The sequence below is a fragment of the Streptomyces sp. NPDC001515 genome (genome assembly GCF_053597115.1).
Window position 1 is genome coordinate 281,811 of sequence record NZ_JBSFHN010000002.1, and the last position, 21,224, is coordinate 303,034.

Consider the following 21,224-nt stretch of genomic DNA (forward strand, 5'->3'; position numbering starts at 1 on the left):
GGGCGCAGCGCACCCGGCCCGTGTGCTGTACGCGGGGCGCGGGGGCTGATGCCGTGTCCGGCATGTCCCTCGTGCTGTCGGCGTCGCCGCCGCGTCCGGTGCTCCGTGTCCGCCCCGTGTCCCGCGTCGCCTCCGGGCCGGGAGGCCGTCGATGAGCGGGGGGTTCGACGCGCGGTCGCTGGCCGTGGTGGTGTTTCTCGGGTTCGTGGCCGTGTCGTTGCTGCTGTGCGGGCTGGCGGCGGCGGACCAGGACGATCCGGAGCACTTCTACGCGGGTGGCGGCGCGGCGCTGGGCCCGGCCGGGAGCGGGCTGGCCATCGCCGGTGACTACATCTCGGCCGCCACGCTGCTCTCGACCACCGGGTCCGTGGCGCTGGCGGGATTCGACGGGGTGCTGTTCGCCGTCGCGACGGTGGCGTCGCTGGTGGTGGTGATGCGTGTGCTGGGTGAACCGCTGCGCCGGGCGGGCGTGTTCACGCTGGGGGACTTCCTCGCGGAGCGGCTGGGCGATCCGTCCGTGCGCCGGGCCCTGGGGGTCACCGCGCTGGTCGTGCTGGCGCCCCTGCTGCTGGTGCAGCTCACCACGGCGGGGCGGGTGATGGCCGCCGTGTTCGGGCTGCCGGCGAGCGCGGTCACCGCGTGCACGGTGGCGGGCGGGGCGCTGATGGTCTGCTACTCCGCCGTCGGCGGGATGCGCGGCACCGGACACATCCAGATCCTGAAGGTCGTCGTGGTGCTGGCCGCGGTGGCCCTGCTCGCCGGGCTGGTGCTCGCCCGGTACGACGGGAACCCGTTCGCCCTGGTCGCGGCGGCGCGCGACGGCAGCGGGGCGGGCGCCGACTATCTGCGGCCCGGTCTCCAGTTCGGCCACGGCCCGGCCGGGATCCTGGATCTGATCGGCTTCCAGCTCACCCTGGTCATCGGCGCCGCGTGCATGCCGCACATCATGATGCGGCTCCACCCCCTGCGGGACGTCCGGACCGTGCGCCGGGCCACGCTCTGGGCGGCCGTCCCGGTGGCGCTGCTGTGCGCCGGGGTCGTCGTGGTCGGCCTCGGCGCCTCCGCGCTCCTCGGCCACAAGGCCGTCCGGGCCGCCGACCCGGCGGGCGGCACCGCGCTGCTGCTGGTGACCGGGGCCCTGGACCCGGGCGCCGCCGGACCCCGCGAATCGCCGCTCTTCGCGTTCGTGGCCTGTGCCGTGTTCGCCACCACGCTCGCCGCCGTCGCCGGGATCACGCTGGCCGTCGCCTCGTCCCTGGCCCGCGACCTGACCCCGCGAAGCGGCTCCGGCGGTTCCGCCCGGCGGGAGATCCTGCGGGCCCGGCTGGCCGTCGTCGCGACCGGGGCGCTCGCCGTCTGGGCGTCCACGTACACCCACGACCGCAATCCGCAGGTCCTCCTCTCGCTCTCCTTCGCCGCCGCGGCCTCCGTCCTGCCGCCGGTCCTGCTGTACGCGCTGTTCCGGCCCGGGTTCGGGGCGCGGGGGGTGCGCTGGACGGTGTACGGGACGCTGCCGCTGATCGCGGTCCTCATGGTGTTCTCGCCGGCCTTCTCGGGGACGCCGATCGCCCTGCTGCCGTCCCGGGACTTCCACTGGTTCCCGCTCCAGACCCCCGGGCTGGTGACGATCCCGGCCGGCTTCCTCCTCGCCCACCTCGGCTCGCGCACCGCGTCGCGGAAGGCGACCCGGAGACGTACAACTTTTCTTGCGCAATAGATATTGCGCAACTTTTCTTTCCTGTCTACCGTGGGGGCATGACACGCAAGGAATCGCTGCGGATCTCCGACCTCGGCACGCTCAAGGCCTTCGCGCACCCACTGCGGATGAAGCTCTACCGGGCCCTCTACGTCGCCCGGCAGGCCACCGCCTCCCAGCTCGCCGAGCAGGTCGACGAGGCGGTCTCGCTCGTCAGCTACCACCTGCGCAAGCTCGCGGACCACGGTCTGATCGAGGAGGCCGAGCGCGAGGGCGCGGACGGCCGCGAGCGCTGGTGGCAGCCCGCCACCGAGGGCCTGGCCTTCCACGACGCGGACTTCGGCGACGCGCCCGAGAAGGTCGCCACCCACGGCGCCGTCAGCCGGCTCTCCTTCGACCAGCACGTCGAGATGTACCGCCGCCACCTCGACGTCCGGCGCGAGTGGAGCCCCGACTGGCGCGCGGCCTCCTTCGCCTCGGAGTACCTGGCCCGGCTCAACGCCACCGAACTCGCCGCTCTCGAACGCGAGCTGAACAGCGTCGTCAAGCGGTACGAGGCCGAGGGCCGCGCCCGCGAGGAGGCCGGCGACACGGAGGGCCGCGAGAACGTCGCGCTGCACCTGTACGGCTTCCCGTTCCGCACCTGAGCCGGCCGCCGCCGATCCGGCCACCATTCGATCCGGACACCCCGAGAGGACCGCGTCCCGTGACCGCCACCCTGCCCGTCCACGAGGCGGCCGCCCGCCCCGCCCACCGCGACCGCAACGTCCTGCGCTGGCTCGGCGCCTACACCGCGTCCACCGTCGGCGACAGCGTCTACTACATGGCGCTCGCCTGGGCCGCCACCCGGACCGGCAGCGCCTCCCAGACCGGACTCGTGCTCGCCGCGGGCTCCTTGCCCCGGGCCGTGCTGCTGCTCGGCGGGGGAGTCCTCGCCGACCGGCTCGGCCCGCGCCGCGTCGTCGTCGCCAGCGACACCGCCCGCTGCCTGGTCGTCCTCGGACTGGCCGGCGCGCTCCTGCTCACCTCGCCCACCGTCTGGATGCTGCTCGCCGTCGCGCTCGTCTTCGGCGCGGTCGACGCCCTCTTCCTGCCCGCCGTCGGCGCGCTGCCGCCCCGGATCACCACCGCCTCCCAGCTCGCCCGGGTCCAGGGCATGCGCGGACTCGCCACCCGCACCGCCAACGTCGTCGGCGCCCCGCTCGGCGGACTCGCCGTGGCCCTCGGCGGCCCCGTCCTCGCCTTCGCCGCCGCCGGCGTCCTCTTCGCCGTCTCGCTCCCGCTGCTGCTGGCCGTACGGATCGCCCCGCTCCCCGACGACGGGACCACCGGACCGGAGAGCGGCGACGGACCGGCCCGCACCGCCCTGCGGGACCTGACCGACGGGCTGCGGTACATCCGCCGCCACCGCGTGCTCGGCCCCCTGATGCTGGTCGTCGCCGTCAGCGAGCTGGGCTTCGTCGGCCCCCTCAACCTCGGACTGATCCTGCTCAGCGAGGAACGCGGCTGGGGCGCCTCCGGCATGGGCTGGATCGTCGCCGCCTTCGGTACGGGCGCGGCCGTCTCCGCCCTGCTGCTCACCGTCCGGGGCCGGATACCGCGCGCCGGACTCGTCATGTGTGCCACCGTGCTGGCCGCCTCCGCCGCCGTCGCCGCCCAGGCGTACGCGCCCTCCGCGCCCCTCGCCGCGGCAGCCGGCCTCCTCGTCGGACTCTTCGCCGGCCTCGGCGGCGCCCTGTGCGGCGCCCTCATGCAGAGCACCGCCGACCCCGGCTACCTGGGACGCGTCACCTCGGTCTCGACGCTCTTCACCCACGCCCTGGCGCCGCTCAGCTACCCGGTCACCGGCGCCGCCGTCGCGCTCTGGGGCACCGCCCCGGTCTTCGTCGCCAGCGCCGCGCTCTGCGCGTCGGGCGCCCTCATCGGGCTCGCCCTCGCCCCGCTGCGCCGCGCGGAACTCCCGGACTGAGCCCGCCCCGGACGCGCCCCGCCCGGCCCTACACCCCCAGCTGCGCCGTCGTCACCCGGCCGATCGCGTCCTGGTCGCCCTCCAGCTCCACCCGGGCCGACGCCTGCCGCCCGAACGCGAACAGCAGCAGCTCACCGGGCTCGCCCGTCACCGTCACCACCGGGGTCCCCTTGTGCGCCACCGCCGTCTGCCCGTTCGGCCGGCGCAGCACCAGACCCACCGGGGCCTTGCGCCCCAGCATCCGCGCCGCCTTCTCCGTACGCGACCACAGCACATCGGAGAAGACCGGATCCAGCTCACGCGGCGACCACTGCGGCTGCGCCCGGCGCACGTCCTCCGTGTGGACGTAGAACTCGACCGTGTTGGCCACCTCGTCCACCTGCTTCAGCCCGAACGGGGACATCTTCGGCGGACCCGTACGGATGAGCTGGATCAGCTCCTCGTACGGCTTCCCGGTGAACTCGGCCAGGACCCGCTCGCTCCGGCTCTTCAGCGGGCCGATGACGAGCCCCGCCGCCGCGTCCGGGCGGCGCTCCCGCACCACCACATGGGCGGCAAGATCGCGGGCCGTCCAGCCGTGGCAGAGCGTCGGGGCCTCCGGGCCCACGGCCTCCAACAGGTCGGCAAGCAGAAGTCGTTCGCGCTTCGCATGGGTCGACATGCCCGCCAGCGTACGACCGCCGTCCCCCGTCCGCCCAGTGGACGCGGCACCTGCCGCGCTCCGCCGCCACGGCACAATGGGGCCATGACCAGCACGCCCGGCACCCCCCGGCCCGCCAGCGACCTCGACCCCGCCATCGCCGCCCGCCTCAAGCGCGGCGCGGACGGACTGGTCCCGGCCATCGCCCAGCAGTACGACACCGGCGAGGTGCTGATGCTCGGCTGGATGGACGACGAGGCACTGCACCGCACCCTCACCACCGGCCGCTGCACCTACTGGTCGCGCAGCCGCCAGGAGTACTGGGTCAAGGGCGACACCTCCGGCCACATCCAGGTCGTCAAGTCCGTCGCCCTGGACTGCGACGCCGACACCGTCCTCGTCAAGGTCGACCAGACGGGCGCCGCCTGCCACACCGGCGACCGCACCTGCTTCGACGCCGACGTCCTCCTCGGCCAGTAAGGTCTGCCGCCATGGACCTCGACACCTTCCGCAAGCTGGCCGTCGACCGGCGCGTCATCCCCGTCACCCGCCGGCTCCTCGCGGACGGCGACACCCCGGTCGGCCTGTACCGCAAGCTCGCGGGCGAACGCACCGGCACGTTCCTGCTGGAGTCCGCGGAGAACGGCCGCACCTGGTCGCGCTACTCCTTCATCGGGGTCCGCAGCGCCGCCACCCTCACCGCCCGCGACGGCGAGGCCCACTGGCTCGGCGCCCCGCCCGTCGGCGTCCCCGTCGACGGCGATCCGCTGGACGCCCTGCGCGCCACCATCGAGGCCCTGCACACCCCGCACGACCGTGAATCGGGCCTCCCGCCCTTCACCGGCGGCATGGTCGGCTACCTCGGCTACGACATCGTGCGCCGCCTGGAGAAGATCGGCGACAGCGGCGGCGACGACCTGAAGCTGCCCGAGCTGACCATGCTGCTCACCTCCGACCTCGCGGTCCTCGACCACGGGGACGGCAGCGTCCTGCTCATCGCCAACGCGATCAACCACAACGACCTGACCACGGGCGTCGACGAGGCGTACGAGGACGCCGTCGCCCGGCTCGACGCCATGGAGCGCGACCTGCGCCGCCCCGTCGAGAACGCCCCCGCCGCCCTGCCCCCCTCCGAGCTGCCGCCGTACACCGCGCTGTGGGGCGGACCCGCCTACCAGGAGGCGGTCGAGGACGTGAAGGAGCGCATCCGGGCCGGCGAGGCCTTCCAGGTCGTGCCCTCCCAGCGCTTCGAGACCCCGTGCACCGCGAGCGCCCTGGACGTCTACCGGGTGCTGCGCGCCACCAACCCCTCGCCGTACATGTACCTCTTCCGCTTCGACGGCTTCGACGTCGCCGGATCCAGCCCCGAGGCCCTGGTCAAGGTCGAGAACGGCCGGGCCATGCTCCACCCCATCGCCGGCACCCGGCACCGCGGCACCACCCCGCAGGAGGACCAGGCGCTCGCCGACGAACTCCTCGCCGACCCCAAGGAGCGCGCCGAGCACCTGATGCTCGTCGACCTCGGCCGCAACGACCTGGGACGCGTCTGCGAACCCGGCAGCGTCGAGGTCGTCGACTTCATGTCGATCGAGCGCTACTCCCACGTGATGCACATCGTCTCCACCGTCACCGGCACGGTCGCCGAGGGCCGCACCGCCTTCGACGTCCTCACCGCCTGCTTCCCCGCCGGCACCCTCTCCGGCGCCCCCAAGCCCCGGGCCATGCAGATCATCGAGGAACTCGAACCCACCCGCCGCGGCCTGTACGGCGGCTGCGTCGGCTACCTCGACTTCGCCGGGGACTCCGACACCGCCATCGCCATCCGCACCGCCCTGCTGCGCGACGGAACCGCCTACGTCCAGGCCGGCGCCGGTGTGGTCGCCGACTCCGACCCGGTGGCCGAGGACACCGAATGCCGCAACAAGGCCGCCGCCGTGCTCCGCGCCGTCCACACCGCCAACCGGCTCGGCGCCCGCTGACCACCGGGCCCCAGGGGCGCGGTCGGTCCGGGCGGGCCGGTAGGGGATAGTGGGACATGTGAGTGCCGCCCCCGTACCCCAGCCCCGTGCCGAAGCCGCCACCGCGCCCGATGCCGCGGGAAACCGCCGCAGCCTGGCGTCCGGCCTGCTCCTCGGCGCGGCCGGCGCCACCGTCGTGCTGCTCTCCTCCGGACAGACCTGGGCCGACGGCAGGGCCGAGGTCGGCGGCGGCAGCCTGGCGCTCAGCGCCGAGGGGCAGGACGTCACCGGCCTCCCCGCGGCCCTCGCCATCGTCGGCCTGGCCGCCCTCGTCGCCGTCTTCGCCGTCCGGGGCACCGCCCGCCTGGCCGTCTCCGGACTGCTGGCCCTCAGCGGACTCGGCGCCGCGCTCAGCGCCTACCTCGGCGCCTCCGACAGCAGCGCCCTCGACGAGAAGGCCGCCCGAACCACCGGCGACACCGCCGCCACCATCCACGCGCTGGGCCACACCGCGTGGCCCTTCGTCACCGCCGCCGGCGGGCTGCTCATCCTGGCCGCCGGGCTGGTCGCCCTGCGCTGCGGCAGCCGCTGGCCCACGATGTCCGGCCGCTACGAGCGCGACGGCACCCCCCGCCCCCGCAAGGCCACCCGCGCCCCCGACCCGGACCGCCCCGAGGACCTGTGGAAGGCCCTCGACCGCGGCGAGGACCCGACGCGCGAGGCATGACCCCCCAGCTCACGTCCTCCCCGCACGTACGGGACAATGACGGTGAGCTGACCGCTGCGGCACCGACCGCGCGAACAGCGACCCCAGCGAACCCATCAGCGCAACACCAACGAGGAGCAACTCATGGCGGGCAGCAGCCACGGACACACCCCGGCCGCCTGGACCGGTGTCATCATCTCCTTCATCGGCTTCTGCATCGCGGGCGTCTTCATGGTCGCGGCCAACCCGCTCGGCTTCTGGGCCGGTATCGCGGTCGTCTTCCTCGGCGGCATCGTCGGCCTCGCGATGAAGGCCGCCGGCCTCGGCATGCCGAAGGAGTCGGCGGAGCTCGCGGCGGCCCGTGCCCGCGCCGCACAGGCGCAGATCTCCTGAAGCCCTTCCCCGTACGTGCGAGGCGCGGCCCCCTCCGGGCTGCGCCTCGCCGCGCGAACGGCGACAATCACCGGGTGGACGCATCGCCTTCCCCCGCAACGGCCCCGGTCCCCGGCCCGCCGCCCGGCACCGCCCGCCCGCCGGCCCCGGCCCCCGCCCCGCGCATCCGGCGGATCGCCACCCCGGCCGGAGTGCTGGCGGCCGTCGTCGGGGCCTTCGGCTACGTCGCCACGGTCGACCCCAATGAACCCGGCCACTACCCGGTCTGCCCGCTGCTCCGGCTCACCGGCGTCCTCTGCCCCGGCTGCGGCGGTCTGCGCAGCGCCCACGCCTTCGCCCACGGCGATCTGCCGGCCGCGCTCGGCGCCAACGCCCTCGCCGTCGCCGGCTACGCGGCCTTCGCCGCCCTCTGGGTGCTCTGGGCGGTCCGCGCCTGGTCGGGGCGGCCGCTGCGGATCGAACCGAAGCCCGTCCACTGGTGGGCGATCGGCGCCGTCCTCGTGGTCTTCACCGTGGTCCGCAACCTGCCGATCGGCTCCGCGCTCGCCCCCTGAATGCCCAGGTAGTGGGACATCCGCCCCTCGGATGCGGGCCCAGCGCCCGGCTGCGGATACCATCGGGACGTCCGACCGTTCCCTTGTCACCGTCCCGGAAGGGGGCCTCTCGCGTGAGTGTGCTCGACGAGATCATCGACGGCGTCCGCGCCGACCTCGCGGAGCGGCAGGCGCGCGTCAGCCTCGACGAGCTCAAGGAACGCGCGGCCCGCGCTCCCCAGGCCAAGGACGGAGTCGCCGCCCTGCGCGGCGAGGGCGTGACCGTCATCTGCGAGGTCAAGCGTTCCAGCCCGTCCAAGGGCGCCCTCGCCGCCATCGCCGACCCGGCCGCGCTCGCCGCGGACTACGAAGCCGGCGGCGCGTCGGTCATCTCGGTCCTCACCGAGGAGCGGCGCTTCGGCGGTTCGCTGGCCGACCTGGAGGCCGTCCGCGCCAAGGTCGACATCCCGGTCCTGCGCAAGGACTTCATCGTCACCTCGTACCAGCTGTGGGAGGCCCGCGCCTACGGCGCCGACCTCGCCCTGCTGATCGTCGCCGCCCTCGACCAGGAGGCCCTGGTCTCCCTGATCGAGCGCGCCGAGTCCATCGGGCTGACCCCGCTGGTCGAGGCGCACGACGAGGAGGAGGCGGAGCGCGCGGTCGAGGCCGGCGCCAGGATCATCGGCGTCAACGCCCGCAACCTGAAGGACCTCAAGGTCGACCGCTCCACCTTCGAGCGCGTCGCCCCGGAGATCCCCGACCACATCGTCAAGGTCGCCGAATCCGGCGTCCGCGGCCCGCACGACCTGATCGCCTACGCCAACGCCGGCGCGGACGCCGTGCTGGTCGGCGAGTCCCTGGTCACCGGCCGCGACCCGAAGGGCGCCGTCGCCGACCTGGTCGCCGCCGGAGCCCACCCGGCCCTGCGGCACGGACGGGGCTGATCCGGCCGTGTCCCTCCTCCCGCACCCCGGACCGGTGCGCTGCGCGCTGCCCTCGTGGCACCGCGGCTGCCGGGCCCCGGCCCGCCGTGTGCGCGGCCGGCGGGTGCGGTACGTGATCGGCGCCGAGCCGGGACAGGTCAACGGCATGCGATGGCGCCCGGGGCCCGCGCTGTAGAGCGAGCCCCGGCCGCCGCACCGCCCCGCCCGCGAGGGCGCGGTTCGGCACGGCCGCAGCCGCCCCGGTCCCCGGGGCGGCGCTCGCTCGCGGCGCAGACGGTGTCATCACTTCTGCCAGCACGAGGAGCCCGTTCCGCATGTCTTCCGACTTCTTCATTCCGGACCCCGAGGGTCTGATCCCCAGCGCCGAGGGGTACTTCGGCGCCTACGGCGGCAAGTTCATCCCGGAGGCGCTCGTCGCCGCCGTGGACGAGGTCGCCGTCGAGTACGACAAGGCCAAGTCCGACCCCGCGTTCGCCGCCGAGCTGAACGCGCTCATGGTCGACTACACCGGCCGCCCCAGCGCCCTCACCGAGGTCCCGCGCTTCGCCGAGCACGCCGGCGGCGCCCGCGTCTTCCTCAAGCGCGAGGACCTCAACCACACCGGCTCGCACAAGATCAACAACGTGCTGGGCCAGGCGCTCCTGACCCGGCGCATGGGCAAGACCCGGGTCATCGCCGAGACCGGCGCGGGACAGCACGGCGTCGCCACCGCGACCGCCTGTGCCCTCTTCGGCCTCGAATGCACCATCTACATGGGCGAGATCGACACCGAGCGGCAGGCGCTGAACGTGGCGCGGATGCGGATGCTCGGCGCCGAGGTCGTCGCCGTGAAGTCCGGCTCCCGCACGCTCAAGGACGCCATCAACGAGGCGTTCCGCGACTGGGTCGCCAACGTGGACCGCACCCACTACCTCTTCGGCACGGTCGCGGGCCCGCACCCCTTCCCCGCGATGGTCCGCGACTTCCACCGGGTCATCGGCGTCGAGGCCCGGCGCCAGATCCTGGAGAAGGCCGGCCGGCTCCCGGACGCGGCGGTCGCCTGCGTCGGCGGCGGCTCCAACGCCATCGGCCTCTTCCACGCCTTCGTCCCCGACGAGGGCGTCCGCCTGGTCGGCTGCGAGCCGGCCGGACACGGCGTGGAGACCGGCGAGCACGCGGCGACCCTCACCGAGGGCGAGCCCGGCATCCTGCACGGCTCGCGCAGCTACGTCCTCCAGGACGACGAGGGCCAGATCACCGAGCCGTACTCCATCTCGGCGGGCCTGGACTACCCGGGCATCGGCCCCGAGCACGCGTACCTGAAGGACATCGGCCGGGGCGAGTACCGCGCCGTCACCGACGACGCGGCCATGCAGGCCCTGCGCCTGCTCTCCCGCACCGAGGGCATCATCCCGGCGATCGAGAGCGCCCACGCGCTGGCCGGCGCGCTGGAGATCGGCAAGGAGCTGGGCCCGGACGGGCTCCTCCTCGTCAACCTCTCCGGACGCGGCGACAAGGACATGGACACGGCGGCCCGCTACTTCGGGCTGTACGACACCGACGCGGCCGTCGAGGCCGATGCGGCCGGCACCGGCGCGGAGATCGAGGGGGACGTCAAGTGAGCGGCAACATCGAGCTGCTGGATTCCACCCTGGCGGCGGCCAGGGCCGAGAACCGCGCCGCACTGATCGCGTACCTGCCGGCCGGCTTCCCGACCGTCGACGGCGGCATCGCGGCCGTCAAGGCCGTCATCGAGGGCGGCGCCGACGTCGTGGAGGTGGGGCTGCCGCACAGCGACCCCGTCCTCGACGGCCCGGTCATCCAGACCGCCGACGACATCGCGCTGCGCGGCGGCGTCCGCATCGCCGACGTGATGCGCACGGTCCGCGAGGCGTACGAGGCCACCGGCGTCCCGATCCTGGTGATGACGTACTGGAACCCGATCGACCGGTACGGCGTCGAGCGCTTCACCGCCGAGCTGGCCGAGGCGGGCGGCGCCGGGTGCATCCTGCCCGACCTGCCGGTCCAGGAGTCCGCGCTGTGGCGCGAGCACGCCGCGAAGCACGGTCTGGCCACCGTGTTCGTCGTGGCGCCCAGCAGCAGGGACGAGCGCCTCGCCACCATCACGGAGGCCGGTTCCGGCTTCGTCTACGCGGCGTCCCTGATGGGCGTCACCGGCACCCGGGCCTCGGTCGGCGAGCAGGCCCAGGACCTGGTCCGCCGCACCCGGGCCACCACGGACCTGCCGGTCTGCGTCGGCCTCGGCGTCTCCAACGCCGAGCAGGCCACCGAGGTCGCCGGCTTCGCCGACGGCGTCATCGTCGGCTCGGCCTTCGTCAAGCGGATGCTCGACGCGCCCGACGAGGCGGCCGGTCTCGACGGCGTCCGCTCGCTGGCGGCCGACCTGGCCGAGGGTGTTCGAAAGCGCTGACACCGCATCTCACCCGAACGGGTGGATCTGGGACCGGGGAGGCACGCCAGTGCCTCCCCGGTTCGTTGCTGCGGGTGTGAGCGAGAAGAACCAAGAGGGAAAAAGGGCCGCGCGAGACCGGCTGATCCAGCAGCGCGAGCAGGCGAGGGCGCGCGACCGCCGGCGCCGCACGCTGATCGTCTCCGCCGCCGTGGTGGGCGTGCTGGGCCTGGCCGCCGTGATCGGCGTGATCGCGGCGAACAGCGGGGGCAAGGGCGACAAGGCCAAGGCCTCCGGACCCACGGTCGCCCCGTCCGGCGCCACCGGCAAGGACAGCCTGACCATTCCGGTGGGAGCGGACGACGCCCCGTCCACGCTCACGGTCTGGGAGGACTTCCGCTGCCCGGTCTGCGCCCAGTTCGAGAACGCCTTCCGGGACGCCATCCACGAGATGGAGCAGAGCGGCGCCCTCCGCGTCGACTACCACTTCGCGACTCTGATCGACGGCAACCTCGGCGGCAGCGGCTCGCTCAGGGCGGCCAACGCCGCGGCCTGCGCCCAGGACGCCGGGAAGTTCCCCGCGTACCACGACGTGCTCTACCGCAACCAGCCCCAGGAGACCGACGACGGCTTCGGTGACAACGACAAGCTGATCGAGCTGTCGAAGAAGGTCGACGGGCTGGACACGCCCGCCTTCCGCGGCTGCGTCGAGGACGGGACGCACGACGCCTGGGTGCAGAAATCCAACACGGCCTTCCAGAACGGCGGCTTCCAGGGCACCCCGACCGCCCTGCTCAACGGCGAGTCGATCTTCCCCAAGAAGGGGAACGAGCCGATCACCGTGGCCAACCTGAAGAAGTGGGTCGCCGAGGCCAACAAGGGCAAGAAGCCGGGCACCGTCACACCCCGTCCCTCCGGTTCCTGAGAGCAGGGCCGACCGGGGGAAGCGACGACCGGCTCGTTACCCAGAAGTTGCCGGACGGGTTGCCGTACAGCCCGTCCGGCAAGGTAGCGTCGACGCTGCCATGAACCTTGCCTACATTCCCAGTCCGTCGACCGGCGTGATCGATCTCGGACCGATCCCGCTCCGCGGCTACGCGTTCTGCATCATCATCGGTGTCTTCGTCGCCGTCTGGATCGGCAACCGGCGCTGGATCGCCCGGGGCGGCACCGCCGGCACCGTGGCCGACATCGCGGTCTGGGCCGTGCCCTTCGGCCTCGTCGGCGGCAGGCTCTACCACGTCATCACCGACTACCAGCTGTACTTCAGCGACGGTGAGGACTGGGTCGACGCCTTCAAGATCTGGCAGGGCGGCCTCGGCATCTGGGGAGCCATCGCGCTCGGCGCGGTCGGTGCCTGGATCGGCTGCCGCCGCCGGGGCATCCCGCTGCCCGCCTGGGCCGACGCGCTCGCCCCCGGCATCGCCGTGGCCCAGGCCTGCGGCCGCTGGGGCAACTGGTTCAACCAGGAGCTGTACGGCAAGCAGACCGACCTTCCCTGGGCGCTGAAGATCAGCGAGGGACCCAACCGGGTCGCCGGCACCTACCACCCGACCTTCCTCTACGAGTCGCTGTGGTGCATCGGCGTGGCCCTCCTGGTCATCTGGGCCGACCGCCGCTTCAAGCTCGGACACGGCCGGGCGTTCGCGCTCTACGTCGCGGCGTACTGCGCGGGCCGCGGCTGGATCGAGTACATGCGGGTCGACGAGGCCCACCACATCCTGGGCCTCCGCCTGAACGTGTGGACGGCGCTCATCGTCTTCGTGCTCGCCGTGGTGTACATCGTCGTCTCGGCGAAGCTGCGGCCGGGCCGCGAGGAGATCGTGGAGCCGGGCGCGATGGAGGCCGCGGACACCGAGGCGGACGCGGACGCCGACGCCGGGGACGACAAGGCCGTCACGACGGAGAAGACCGGTACGGAGACCGACGCGTCCGACGCGAAGCCCGCCGAGGCGGATGGGGACGACCCCGGCACGGAGAGCGACGCGGACGCCTCCAAGGCGAACGGCGAGGCACCGGCGGCCAAGGGCTGACCGGACCGCACACACGGAAACGAGGGGCCGCCGGACATCCGGCGGCCCCTCGCTCCGTTTCCCGGGTCCTCCGGCCCCCGGGCCCCGCTCCCGGGGCCCCCTCAGCGCGGCCGGCCGGCCAGGGCCAGGGTGCGATGGGCCTGGGCCACCACCGCCGCGTCCACGAACCGGCCGTCCGGCAGCGCCAGCGCACCCGTCTCCGCCCCGGCCGCCGCCACGATCTCCTCGGCCGCCGCCACCTCCTGCGAGGTCGGCCGGAAGGCCCGTTCGATCACCGGAAGCTGCCGGGGATGGATCGCCGCCCGGCCCAGGAAGCCCAGCGCCCGGCCGTGCGCGCAGGAGGCCCACAGCCCCTCCAGGTCCCGCACGTCCGGGAAGACCGACTGGGCGGGCGGGACCAGCCCGGCCGCGCGGGCCGCCACCACGACCCGGCTGCGCGCCCAGTCCAGCCCGGTGTCGTCCCGTACCCCCAGATCCGCCCGCAGATCCGCCTCGCCCACGCCCAGGGAGCGGACCTGGGCATGCGCCGTCGCCACCGAGTAGGCGTGCTCGATGCCGAGCGCCGACTCCAGCAGCGGGCAGAGCGGGACCCCGGGGGCCAGCGCCGCGAGACGGTGGACGGACGCCGCGTGGGTGATCTTCGGCAGCCGCAGCTCGCCGAGGCCCGGCAGCCCCGCCAGGGCCACCACGTCCGCCTCCGCGTGGACCCGGACGTGCACCGGCACCGCGCCGGCCGGAGGCGGATCGGCGAGCAGGTCGGCGGTGGCCGCGCGGGCGTACTCCTTGCGGTCGGGGGCGACCGCGTCCTCCAGGTCCACGATCACCACGTCCGCCCCCGCGGCCAGCGCCTTGCGGACCACGTCGGGCCGGTCGCCGGGGGCGTACAGCCAGGTCAGATGCGTCCCGGCGGTCACAGGACGCGCTCCTCGCGCAGCGCGGCGATCTCCGTGCCGCTCAGCCCGAGCCCGGTCAGGATCTCCTCGGTGTCCGCCCCGTGCGGACGCCCCGCCCAGCGGATCGCCCCGGGCGTCGCGGACAGCCGGAACAGCACGTTCTGCATCCTGAGCGGACCCAGCTCCGGATCGTCGACCTCCGTGACGGAGTCCAGGGCCCGGTACTGCGGGTCCTCCATCACGTCCCGGATGTCATGGACGGGCGCGATGGCCGCCTCCGCCTTCTCGAACGCGTCGACCGCCTCGTCCCGGGTGTGCCGGGCGATCCAGTGGCCCACCGCCTCGTCCAGTTCCTCGCTGTGCTCGGCCCGGGTCGCCCCGGACGCGAACCACGGTTCCCCGATCAGCTCGGCCCGTCCCACCAGGCGCATCACCCGCTCCGCCACGGACTGCGCCGAGGTCGAGACGGCCACCCACTGGCCGTCCGAGGTGCGGTAGGTGTTGCGCGGGGCGTTGTTGCGCGAACGGTTGCCGGTGCGCGGCTGGACGTACCCCAGCTGGTCGTACCAGAGCGGCTGCGGGCCCAGCACCGTCAGGATCGGCTCGATGATCGCCATGTCGACGACCTGGCCCTCGCCCGTGCGGTCCCGGCCGGCCAGCGCCGCCATCACGGCGAAGGCCGTGGCGAGCGCGGCGATCGAGTCGGCCAGACCGAACGGCGGGAGCGTCGGCGGACCGTCCGGCTCCCCGGTGATCGCCGCGAAGCCGCTCATCGCCTCGGCGAGCGTGCCGAAGCCCGGCCGGTGCGCGTACGGGCCGAACTGGCCGAAGCCCGTGACCCGCACCAGCACCAGCCGGGGGTTGACGGCGTGCAGCTCCGCCGGGCCGAGCCCCCAGCGCTCCAGCGTGCCCGGCCGGAAGTTCTCGATGACCACATCGGTCTCCCGGGCCAGCCGCAGCAGCAGATCGCGGCCGTCCGGGCTGGACAGGTCCAGGGTCAGATTGCGCTTGTTGCGGCCCAGCAGCTTCCACCACAGGCCGACCCCGTCCTTCGCCGGGCCGTGCCCGCGCGAGGGGTCGGGCCGCACCGGATGCTCGACCTTGATCACATCGGCGCCGAAGTCGCCCAGCATGGTCGCGCAGAGCGGTCCGGCGAACAGGGTGGCGAGGTCGAGGACGCGCAGGCCGCCCAGCGGCGCCGCTCCCGGGGCGGTCACGCGGCACCGATCTCGCTGCGGTACGGCATGGAGACCGAGGCGCCCGCCTTCTGCACGCAGAGCGCGGCGGCCGCGGAGGCCCAGGCGATGGCCTGCGGCACCGGGCGCCCCTCGCCGAGCGCCACGGCGAGCGTCCCGACGAAGGTGTCCCCGGCCCCGGTGGTGTCCACGGCGGTCACCTCGGGGGCCGGGAAGTGCACGGTCCGGCTGCCCCGGGCCGCGTACAGGCAGCCCTTGGCGCCGAGCGTGATGACCACCGAGGGCACCTGGCTCAGCAGCACCTCGGCCGCGGCGTGCGGCTCCTGCTGCCCGGACAGCGCCGCCGCCTCGTGCTCGTTGGGCACCAGCAGATCCACGCAGTCCAGCAGTTCGCCGGGGAGCGGCCGGACGGGGGAGGGGGTGAGCACCGTCCGCACCCCCTGGGCATGGGCGGCCCGCGCCCCCTCGATCACGGCCGGCAGCGGCAGCTCCAGCTGGAGCAGCAGCAGATCGGCCTCGGCGATGGCGGCGATCTCGCCCGGCCCGAGCGAGGTGACGGTGCCGTTGGCGCCCGGGATCACCACGATCGCGTTGGCGCCCTGGGCGTCGACCACGATGTGCGCGGTGCCGCTCGGGCCCTCGGCGGTGTGCAGCAGATCGGTGTCCACGCCCGAGTGCTCCAGGTTCTCCCGCATGAGCGGGCCGTACGCGTCGTCGCCGACCGCGCCGATCATCATCACGTCACCGCCGGCGCGGGCGGCGGCGACCGCCTGGTTGGCGCCCTTGCCGCCGGGAACGGTCCGGAACTCCCGCCCGGTGACGGTCTCCCCGCGCTCCGGGGCCCGGTCGACGTAGGCCACGAGATCCATGTTGGTGCTGCCGAGCACCGCGACTTTGGTCATGGGCGGAGTGCCTCCTCCTGGGTGAGCCGGTGGGTCAGGTCGGCGAGGGTGTCGAAGCCGACCGTGTCGAAGCCGGGGACGGACGTGGCGAGCCGGTTCTTCAGCGGGGCGGTCCACCGTTCGGGCAGAGCCTCGGGGTGCCCGGCCAGCAGACCGGCGAGCGAACCGGCGGTCGCCCCGTTGGAGTCGGTGTCCCAGCCGCCGGAGACCGCCCGGCAGACCGAACCGGTGAAGTCGCCGTCGGCGTGGGTGAGGGCGGCGGCCAGCAGGGCCGCGTTGGGCAGGACATGCACCCAGTGATACCGGCCGTAGGCCGCGTGCAGCCGGTCCACGACCGTATCGAAGTCGGTTTCCTCGCGGGCGGTGGCGATGCCGTCCCGTACGGCCCGCGCGAAGCGGGAGCGCGGCGGGACCACGCGCAGACCGGCGGCCAGGCAGCCGTGCACGTCCGTGGTGCCCCCGGCCGCCTCGGCGAGGGCCGCCGCGGTGAACATCGCCCCGTACACCCCGTTGCCGGTATGGCTCAGACAGGCGTCGCGGTACGCCTGTTCGGCCGCGGCGACCGGGTCGCCCGGATGGGTCCAGCCGTGGACGTCGGCCCGGATCTGCGCCCCGATCCACTCCCGGAACGGATTGCGGTGCCGGGCGGTGTCCGGTGGCTCGATGCCGTCCAGCAGGTTGCGGTACGCGATCCGCTCGGCGGTGAAGGTGCGGCCGGCCGGCAGTTCCTCCAGCCAGAGCCGGGCCAGGTCCGCCGTGGAGAAGGCGCGGCCGTACCGCTGGAGGAGCCGCAGGGCCAGCAGCGGGTGGTTGAGGTCGTCGTCCTCGGGCATCCCGTCGATGTTCTCGGCCAGCGAGGTGGGCGCGGAACGACGGTTCCAGGGGTAGGTGGCGGCCAGGGCGGGCGGCAGGCCCTTTCCGGTGAACCAGGTGGACAGCGGCCAGTTGCCGGTGGCGCGGGCGAGCGCCCGGATGCCCTCCAGCGGAAGTTTCTCGACCGGCTTGCCCAGCAGGCAGCCGGCGGCGCGGCCCAGCCAGGCGGCGTGCAGCCGGTCGCGGTCCACGGTGCACGGCCCGGCGGGCGGGCGCGGCCGGTCCGGGCAGGCGGTCCGGATCGCGTCCGGGTCCGTCGGCTCGTCGTCGGCCAGCGGCGACTCCAGCAGCGCCAGTTCGTCCAGCAGCCGCAGGGCGACGGCGCGCAGCGCGGGCGGGGCCGGAGAGGCGGAGGCGCCCGCGCGCTCGGGGGCGGGCGAGCCGCCGGCCTCGTACCAGCGGCGGGCGAGCGCGCGGGCGTCGCGCCCGTCCTCGGCGGCCTGCCGCAGCTCGTGCCCGACCAGGTCCTCCGGCTGCACCCAGGTGGCCCGCAGCGGCGCGGTCACGGGCGGGCCGCCAGCGCGATGAAGGCGGCCTCGTGGGTGCGCCGGCGCGCGGTGTCCCGGGCGAACACCTCGCGGGCGACCTCGGCCATCGTGCGCGCAGGGGCGCGCAGATCGAGCCGGCTGGCCTCGCCGACCGCGCGCGCCCACTCCGCGGGGACGGCGCGCTCGCCGTGCAGGGCGCCCGCGATCGCCCCGCTCATCGTGGCGATCGAATCGCAGTCCCGCCCGTAGTTGACCGAGCCGAGGACCGCCTGCCGGTAGTCCCCGTCGGCGGCCAGCAGCATGCCGAGGGCGACGGGCAGTTCCTCGATGGAGTGCAGCCGGGAGGGGCGGCGGGCGCCCAGCGAGGGGGCGCGGTAGTCGGGGCCGACCGTGTCGAACGGGGCGACGGCCTCCCGCAGCGGGCGAAGGGCTTCCTCGACGTCCCGGTGGCGGGCGGCCGTCTCGCAGACGGCCTCGATCGCGGACCGGGTGCCGTCCTTGGCCAGTGCCAGACACGTTTCGACGACGCTCGCGGGGGTGGCGCCGGGGGTGCACGCCGAGGCCACCGCCGCCGCGAAGACCCCGGCCGCCTCCCTGCCGTAACTGGACTGGTGGGCGCCCGCCACGTCCAGCGCCTCGGCGTAGGCGGCCCGGGGATCGCCCGCGTTCACCAGGCCGACCGGCGCCATGTACATCGCGGCGCCGCAGTTGACGATGTTCCCGGCGCCCGCCTCGCGCGGGTCGACGTGGCCGTAGTGCAGCCGGGCGACGATCCACTTCTCGGCGAGGAAGATCCGCTGGAGCGGCAGCGCCTCGGCCTCCAGCTCCGGGATCCAGCGCAGGTTCGCGATCAGTTCCGGGACGAGGTGGTCGGCGACGGAGTAGGCGTCGAGGTGGTCGCGGACCTTGCCGTAGACCCGGACCAGCGCATGGGTCATCAGGGTGTCGTCGGTGACGTGTCCGTCGCCCTTGTGGTACGGGGCGATGGGGCGGGCGGTGCGCCAGGCGTCGCCGTCCCAGGGGCCGACGATCCCGGTGATCCGGCCGCCGTGGCGGGCCACGATCTCCTCGGGCGGCCGGCCCTCGACCGGGCCGCCGAGCGCGTCGCCGACGGCGGCGCCGATCAGCGCGCCCGCGATCCGGTCATCGAGGGTGGACGTCGTGGGGGGTGCGGACCGCGTGGGCGCCAGGGGCGCGGTGGATGTCATGCCCGAATTGTCCCCCTATGGGGGCCGGTTCCGTGTCTGCCAGCAGCCCGGCGAGTTCGATCAGATCCGTGCCCGCGAAGCGGGGCAGCGCGCAGCCCGCCAGCGTGCGGCATGCCTCGCGCCAGCCGTCGGGGACGGCGCTGACCGAACCGAGCGCCCCGGTCAGCGCGCCGGCCAGCGCGGGCGCCGAGTCCGCCACCCGGGAGAGGCAGGCAGCCGCGGGCACCGCCTGGGTGATCTCGCCGCGCGCCGCGGTGGCCAGGGCGAGCGCCACCGGCACGGTCTCCGCCGCGGCGATGCCGTAGCTGTAGACGTGGTCGACGATCTGGTGCTCCAGCACCGGCACGAGGGCGAAGGCGCCGGCCCGTTCACCGGCGAAGTCGCGGGCGATCCGGACCGCGTGGGCGGCGTTGCGGGCGATCTCGGTGCCGTCGGGGAGCTGGTCGAGCGCGGCGTTGACCGCCGTGTCCACGTCCGACCCGCCGAGCGCCTCGGCGACCGCGGCGGCCATCGCCCGCGCCCCGTGCACCCCGTCGCCGTCCTGGGTGTAGCGCGCGTCGAACTCCGCGAGCGCGGCGGCCGGTCCGGGCGCGCCCGGATGCGCGACGGCCAGCACGGCGGCGCGCACGCACGCCGCGTCGTCGAAGTAGTGCGGGTTGTCGTGGCCGGTGGCGGGCGGGCGGAGCCCCGCGGCGAGGTTCCCGAGCCCGGCCCGTACGGAGATCCGGGCGCGCAGCGGCAGCACCGCGGACTCCACCTCGGGGGCGCGGGCGGCCGCCGCCGCGACCTCGGCGGCCAGCGCGTTCCACGCCGCGTCCACGGCGGCCCGCGTCCGGCGCTCCGGGGCCAGTCCCTGCAACGCCCCCGCGGCCGAGGTGAGCAGGGTCCCGGCGGCGAACGCCGCCCATTCGGCGTCGTCGGAGGGGCCGAGCCGCAGCGGTTCGGGCGGCTGGTTGAGGGCGATGGGGACCGGCAGGGTGGTGGTCGCGTTCTGCTCGGCGAAGGTGTCGAGCTCCCGGGTGAGCCGGCGGGTCCACTCCGGCATCCGGGCCGCCCGGTGGCGGGCCGCCGGCCACCCGGCGGCGTCCCCGGAGGCCAGGCCCAGCAGCAGCCCCTCGATCCGGGCCCGCCGCCCGCCGCTCATCGCCGCACCGCCGTCGCGCCCGCACCGGCCTCGACGGTGTGCCCGCCGCCGGGCTCACCGGGTCGCACGCCCGGAGCGTCGCGCGGTACGCCGTCCGGACCGGGGAACCCGGCGGCGGGGGAGCGGGGATCGTCCGTGTCGTCGGGGGTCAGCAGCTCCGCGATGTCGCGTACGTGGTAGCCGCGCATCGAGGGCAGGCAGCTGCCCCGGACCGGGCCGATCGCGTCGGCCCAGCCGCGCGGGATCGCTGTCTCCCCGTGCAGCGCCCCGGCCAGGGCGCCCGCCACCGCCGCCGTCGTATCGGCGTCGCGGCCCATGTTGACCGCCGTCAGCACCGCCGTGCGGAAGTCGCCGCGCGCCGCCGTGAACGCGCCGAAGGCCAGCCCCACGGCCTCCGGCGCCAGGTCCGTCCACGGGTAGCCGCCGATGACGACGGCGGAGCGCACCGCCCGCTCCATGGTCAGCCGGTCGGGGTAGGTGCGCTGGGCGGCCGTCACCGCGCGGCGCAGCGAGCGGGCGGTCCAGGAGTCCATCGGGACGACGGAGAGCGCGGCGGCGACGACCGGGGTGACCCCGGCGCCGGTCATCGCGGCGGCCACCCCGGCCGCCACCGCCTGGCCGCCGTAGATCCCCTCGCCCTCGTGGCTGACCCGGCCGTCCACCGCCACCAGCCGGGCCGCCTCGGCGGGACGGCCCGCCGCGAAGACGCCGAAGGGGGCGGCCCGCATCGCCAGTCCGTCGCTCCAGGCGTGCCGGTGCTGGGCGGAGATCGGGGCGGCCAGGCCCCGGCGGAGGTTCTCCAGGGTGCCGCGCTCGCTGAAGCCGGCGCCCCGGAACGGGCCCTCGTCCAGGTCCGCGATCCACCGGTGCCAGGCCCGCTCGACATGGGTGACGGTCAGCGCGGAACCGTGCCGGGCCAGCAGCAGCCCGGAGAAGATCGCGTACTCGGTGTCGTCGGTGCCCGCCGGATCCTCGCTCACGAACCCCTCGATCCGGCCCCAGCGGCGGCGGATCTCGGAGGGGCGCATGTTCTCCGCCGGGGCGCCCAGCGCGTCCCCGACCGCGAGGCCCACGAGCGCGCCCCTGGCCCGGTCGGCGGCCGTGCCCCGCGCGGCCCGCGTCCCGCCCGCCCCCGGCCCCGCCGGATTTCCCGCGGTCAGCTCCATCGCGTCGACCCTCCGCTCGTACCGAGCCCGATCCGTCTCTGTGGGATCTGTGCCACGCCAGGCCCCGGCGAAGGCCGATTATCACCACAAAAC

22 protein-coding genes are annotated in these 21,224 nt (G+C 74.8%); 14 read left to right on the plus strand and 8 right to left on the minus strand.

Translation table 11 applies throughout. The annotated features are described in order from the left end of the window. Window positions 1–151: 151 nt before the first annotated feature. The 3 genes from ACWCXC_RS04860 to ACWCXC_RS04870 are packed head-to-tail and all read left to right on the plus strand — an operon-like array spanning window position 152 to window position 3,665. Entirely contained in the window at window positions 152–1,717 is a 1,566-nt protein-coding gene (locus tag ACWCXC_RS04860; RefSeq protein ID WP_450886639.1) for a sodium/solute symporter, read from the plus strand. A 38-nt stretch (window positions 1,718–1,755) separates the two neighbouring features. Next, the gene (locus tag ACWCXC_RS04865; protein WP_450680983.1) at window positions 1,756–2,343 is read left to right on the plus strand and encodes an ArsR/SmtB family transcription factor; all 588 of its coding nucleotides are present in this window, start codon (window positions 1,756–1,758) and stop codon (window positions 2,341–2,343) included. A gap of 59 nt (window positions 2,344–2,402) precedes the next feature. After that, window positions 2,403–3,665 (plus strand): MFS transporter, encoded by a 1,263-nt coding sequence (locus ACWCXC_RS04870; protein WP_450680984.1) that lies wholly within the window; start codon window positions 2,403–2,405, stop codon window positions 3,663–3,665. 28 nt (window positions 3,666–3,693) lie between these two features. On the opposite strand, the gene ACWCXC_RS04875 is transcribed toward ACWCXC_RS04870, so the two are convergent. After that, on the minus strand, window positions 3,694–4,326 hold the full coding sequence (locus ACWCXC_RS04875) for a TIGR03085 family metal-binding protein (RefSeq protein ID WP_450680985.1): 633 nt from the start codon (window positions 4,324–4,326) through the stop codon (window positions 3,694–3,696). Between the two features lie 84 nt (window positions 4,327–4,410). Between ACWCXC_RS04875 and hisI the strand changes: the two genes are divergently transcribed. The 11 genes from hisI to lgt all read left to right on the plus strand — a co-directional run bounded on the left by hisI (window position 4,411) and on the right by lgt (window position 13,261). Continuing rightward, window positions 4,411–4,785, plus strand: coding sequence for a phosphoribosyl-AMP cyclohydrolase (gene hisI, locus ACWCXC_RS04880; protein ID WP_450680986.1), 375 nt, complete (start codon window positions 4,411–4,413; stop codon window positions 4,783–4,785). An 11-nt stretch (window positions 4,786–4,796) separates the two neighbouring features. After that, entirely contained in the window at window positions 4,797–6,284 is a 1,488-nt protein-coding gene (locus ACWCXC_RS04885; protein WP_450680987.1) for an anthranilate synthase component I, read from the plus strand. 49 nt (window positions 6,285–6,333) lie between these two features. Beyond that, entirely contained in the window at window positions 6,334–6,990 is a 657-nt protein-coding gene (locus tag ACWCXC_RS04890) for a TIGR02234 family membrane protein (RefSeq protein WP_450680988.1), read from the plus strand. A 123-nt stretch (window positions 6,991–7,113) separates the two neighbouring features. Beyond that, window positions 7,114–7,362, plus strand: coding sequence for an HGxxPAAW family protein (locus tag ACWCXC_RS04895; RefSeq protein ID WP_450680989.1), 249 nt, complete (start codon window positions 7,114–7,116; stop codon window positions 7,360–7,362). A gap of 74 nt (window positions 7,363–7,436) precedes the next feature. Continuing rightward, complete coding sequence (locus tag ACWCXC_RS04900) at window positions 7,437–7,916, plus strand: DUF2752 domain-containing protein (protein ID WP_450680990.1); 480 nt, start codon at window positions 7,437–7,439, stop codon at window positions 7,914–7,916. Between the two features lie 113 nt (window positions 7,917–8,029). Beyond that, window positions 8,030–8,839 carry an indole-3-glycerol phosphate synthase TrpC gene (gene trpC, locus ACWCXC_RS04905; protein WP_450680991.1) on the plus strand — a complete coding sequence of 270 codons (810 nt, stop codon included), beginning with the start codon at window positions 8,030–8,032 and terminating at the stop codon, window positions 8,837–8,839. Between the two features lie 7 nt (window positions 8,840–8,846). Then, window positions 8,847–9,014: a tryptophan biosynthesis modulator TrpM gene (gene trpM / locus ACWCXC_RS04910; protein ID WP_450680992.1), complete on the plus strand. Its 168-nt coding sequence runs from the start codon at window positions 8,847–8,849 to the stop codon at window positions 9,012–9,014. 139 nt (window positions 9,015–9,153) lie between these two features. Beyond that, window positions 9,154–10,440, plus strand: a complete 1,287-nt coding sequence (gene trpB, locus ACWCXC_RS04915; protein ID WP_450680993.1) for a tryptophan synthase subunit beta — start codon at window positions 9,154–9,156, stop codon at window positions 10,438–10,440. After that, complete coding sequence (trpA, locus tag ACWCXC_RS04920) at window positions 10,437–11,249, plus strand: tryptophan synthase subunit alpha (protein ID WP_450680994.1); 813 nt, start codon at window positions 10,437–10,439, stop codon at window positions 11,247–11,249. Before trpB ends, trpA begins: the two co-directional genes overlap by 4 nt. 76 nt (window positions 11,250–11,325) lie before the next feature. Continuing rightward, the gene (locus tag ACWCXC_RS04925; RefSeq protein WP_450680995.1) at window positions 11,326–12,153 is read left to right on the plus strand and encodes a DsbA family protein; all 828 of its coding nucleotides are present in this window, start codon (window positions 11,326–11,328) and stop codon (window positions 12,151–12,153) included. 100 nt (window positions 12,154–12,253) lie between these two features. Next, entirely contained in the window at window positions 12,254–13,261 is a 1,008-nt protein-coding gene (gene lgt / locus ACWCXC_RS04930; protein ID WP_450680996.1) for a prolipoprotein diacylglyceryl transferase, read from the plus strand. A gap of 101 nt (window positions 13,262–13,362) precedes the next feature. Here the strand turns inward: lgt and ACWCXC_RS04935 are convergent, their stop codons facing one another. The 7 genes from ACWCXC_RS04935 to ACWCXC_RS04965 are packed head-to-tail and all read right to left on the minus strand — an operon-like array spanning window position 13,363 to window position 21,131. Next, the gene (locus ACWCXC_RS04935; RefSeq protein ID WP_450680997.1) at window positions 13,363–14,175 is read right to left on the minus strand and encodes an HpcH/HpaI aldolase/citrate lyase family protein; all 813 of its coding nucleotides are present in this window, start codon (window positions 14,173–14,175) and stop codon (window positions 13,363–13,365) included. Further along, on the minus strand, window positions 14,172–15,371 hold the full coding sequence (locus ACWCXC_RS04940) for a CaiB/BaiF CoA transferase family protein (RefSeq protein WP_450680998.1): 1,200 nt from the start codon (window positions 15,369–15,371) through the stop codon (window positions 14,172–14,174). Before ACWCXC_RS04940 ends, ACWCXC_RS04935 begins: the two co-directional genes overlap by 4 nt. Then, on the minus strand, window positions 15,368–16,252 hold the full coding sequence (rbsK, locus tag ACWCXC_RS04945; protein ID WP_450680999.1) for a ribokinase: 885 nt from the start codon (window positions 16,250–16,252) through the stop codon (window positions 15,368–15,370). Before rbsK ends, ACWCXC_RS04940 begins: the two co-directional genes overlap by 4 nt. Next, a complete protein-coding gene (locus ACWCXC_RS04950) occupies window positions 16,249–17,631 on the minus strand; it encodes an ADP-ribosylglycohydrolase family protein (protein WP_450681000.1) in 1,383 nt (460 codons plus the stop codon). The genes rbsK and ACWCXC_RS04950 overlap by 4 nt, the downstream gene beginning before the upstream one ends. Then, window positions 17,628–18,821, minus strand: coding sequence for an ADP-ribosylglycohydrolase family protein (locus ACWCXC_RS04955; RefSeq protein WP_450681001.1), 1,194 nt, complete (start codon window positions 18,819–18,821; stop codon window positions 17,628–17,630). The genes ACWCXC_RS04950 and ACWCXC_RS04955 overlap by 4 nt, the downstream gene beginning before the upstream one ends. Beyond that, entirely contained in the window at window positions 18,757–19,965 is a 1,209-nt protein-coding gene (locus ACWCXC_RS04960; protein WP_450681002.1) for an ADP-ribosylglycohydrolase family protein, read from the minus strand. Before ACWCXC_RS04960 ends, ACWCXC_RS04955 begins: the two co-directional genes overlap by 65 nt. Further along, window positions 19,962–21,131, minus strand: a complete 1,170-nt coding sequence (locus ACWCXC_RS04965; protein ID WP_450681003.1) for an ADP-ribosylglycohydrolase family protein — start codon at window positions 21,129–21,131, stop codon at window positions 19,962–19,964. The genes ACWCXC_RS04960 and ACWCXC_RS04965 overlap by 4 nt, the downstream gene beginning before the upstream one ends. Window positions 21,132–21,224 lie beyond the last annotated feature (93 nt).

Coding starts and splice junctions, on each gene's coding strand:
- ACWCXC_RS04860 (WP_450886639.1), top strand. CDS start 152: ATGAGCGGGGGGTTCGACGCGCGGTCGCTGGCCGTGGTGGTGTTTCTC.
- ACWCXC_RS04865 (WP_450680983.1), top strand. CDS start 1,756: ATGACACGCAAGGAATCGCTGCGGATCTCCGACCTCGGCACGCTCAAG.
- ACWCXC_RS04875 (WP_450680985.1), bottom strand. CDS start 4,326: ATGTCGACCCATGCGAAGCGCGAACGACTTCTGCTTGCCGACCTGTTG.
- hisI (WP_450680986.1), top strand. CDS start 4,411: ATGACCAGCACGCCCGGCACCCCCCGGCCCGCCAGCGACCTCGACCCC.
- ACWCXC_RS04885 (WP_450680987.1), top strand. CDS start 4,797: ATGGACCTCGACACCTTCCGCAAGCTGGCCGTCGACCGGCGCGTCATC.
- ACWCXC_RS04895 (WP_450680989.1), top strand. CDS start 7,114: ATGGCGGGCAGCAGCCACGGACACACCCCGGCCGCCTGGACCGGTGTC.
- trpB (WP_450680993.1), top strand. CDS start 9,154: ATGTCTTCCGACTTCTTCATTCCGGACCCCGAGGGTCTGATCCCCAGC.
- lgt (WP_450680996.1), top strand. CDS start 12,254: ATGAACCTTGCCTACATTCCCAGTCCGTCGACCGGCGTGATCGATCTC.
- rbsK (WP_450680999.1), bottom strand. CDS start 16,252: ATGACCAAAGTCGCGGTGCTCGGCAGCACCAACATGGATCTCGTGGCC.
- ACWCXC_RS04955 (WP_450681001.1), bottom strand. CDS start 18,821: ATGACATCCACCGCGCCCCTGGCGCCCACGCGGTCCGCACCCCCCACG.
- ACWCXC_RS04960 (WP_450681002.1), bottom strand. CDS start 19,965: ATGAGCGGCGGGCGGCGGGCCCGGATCGAGGGGCTGCTGCTGGGCCTG.
- ACWCXC_RS04965 (WP_450681003.1), bottom strand. CDS start 21,131: ATGGAGCTGACCGCGGGAAATCCGGCGGGGCCGGGGGCGGGCGGGACG.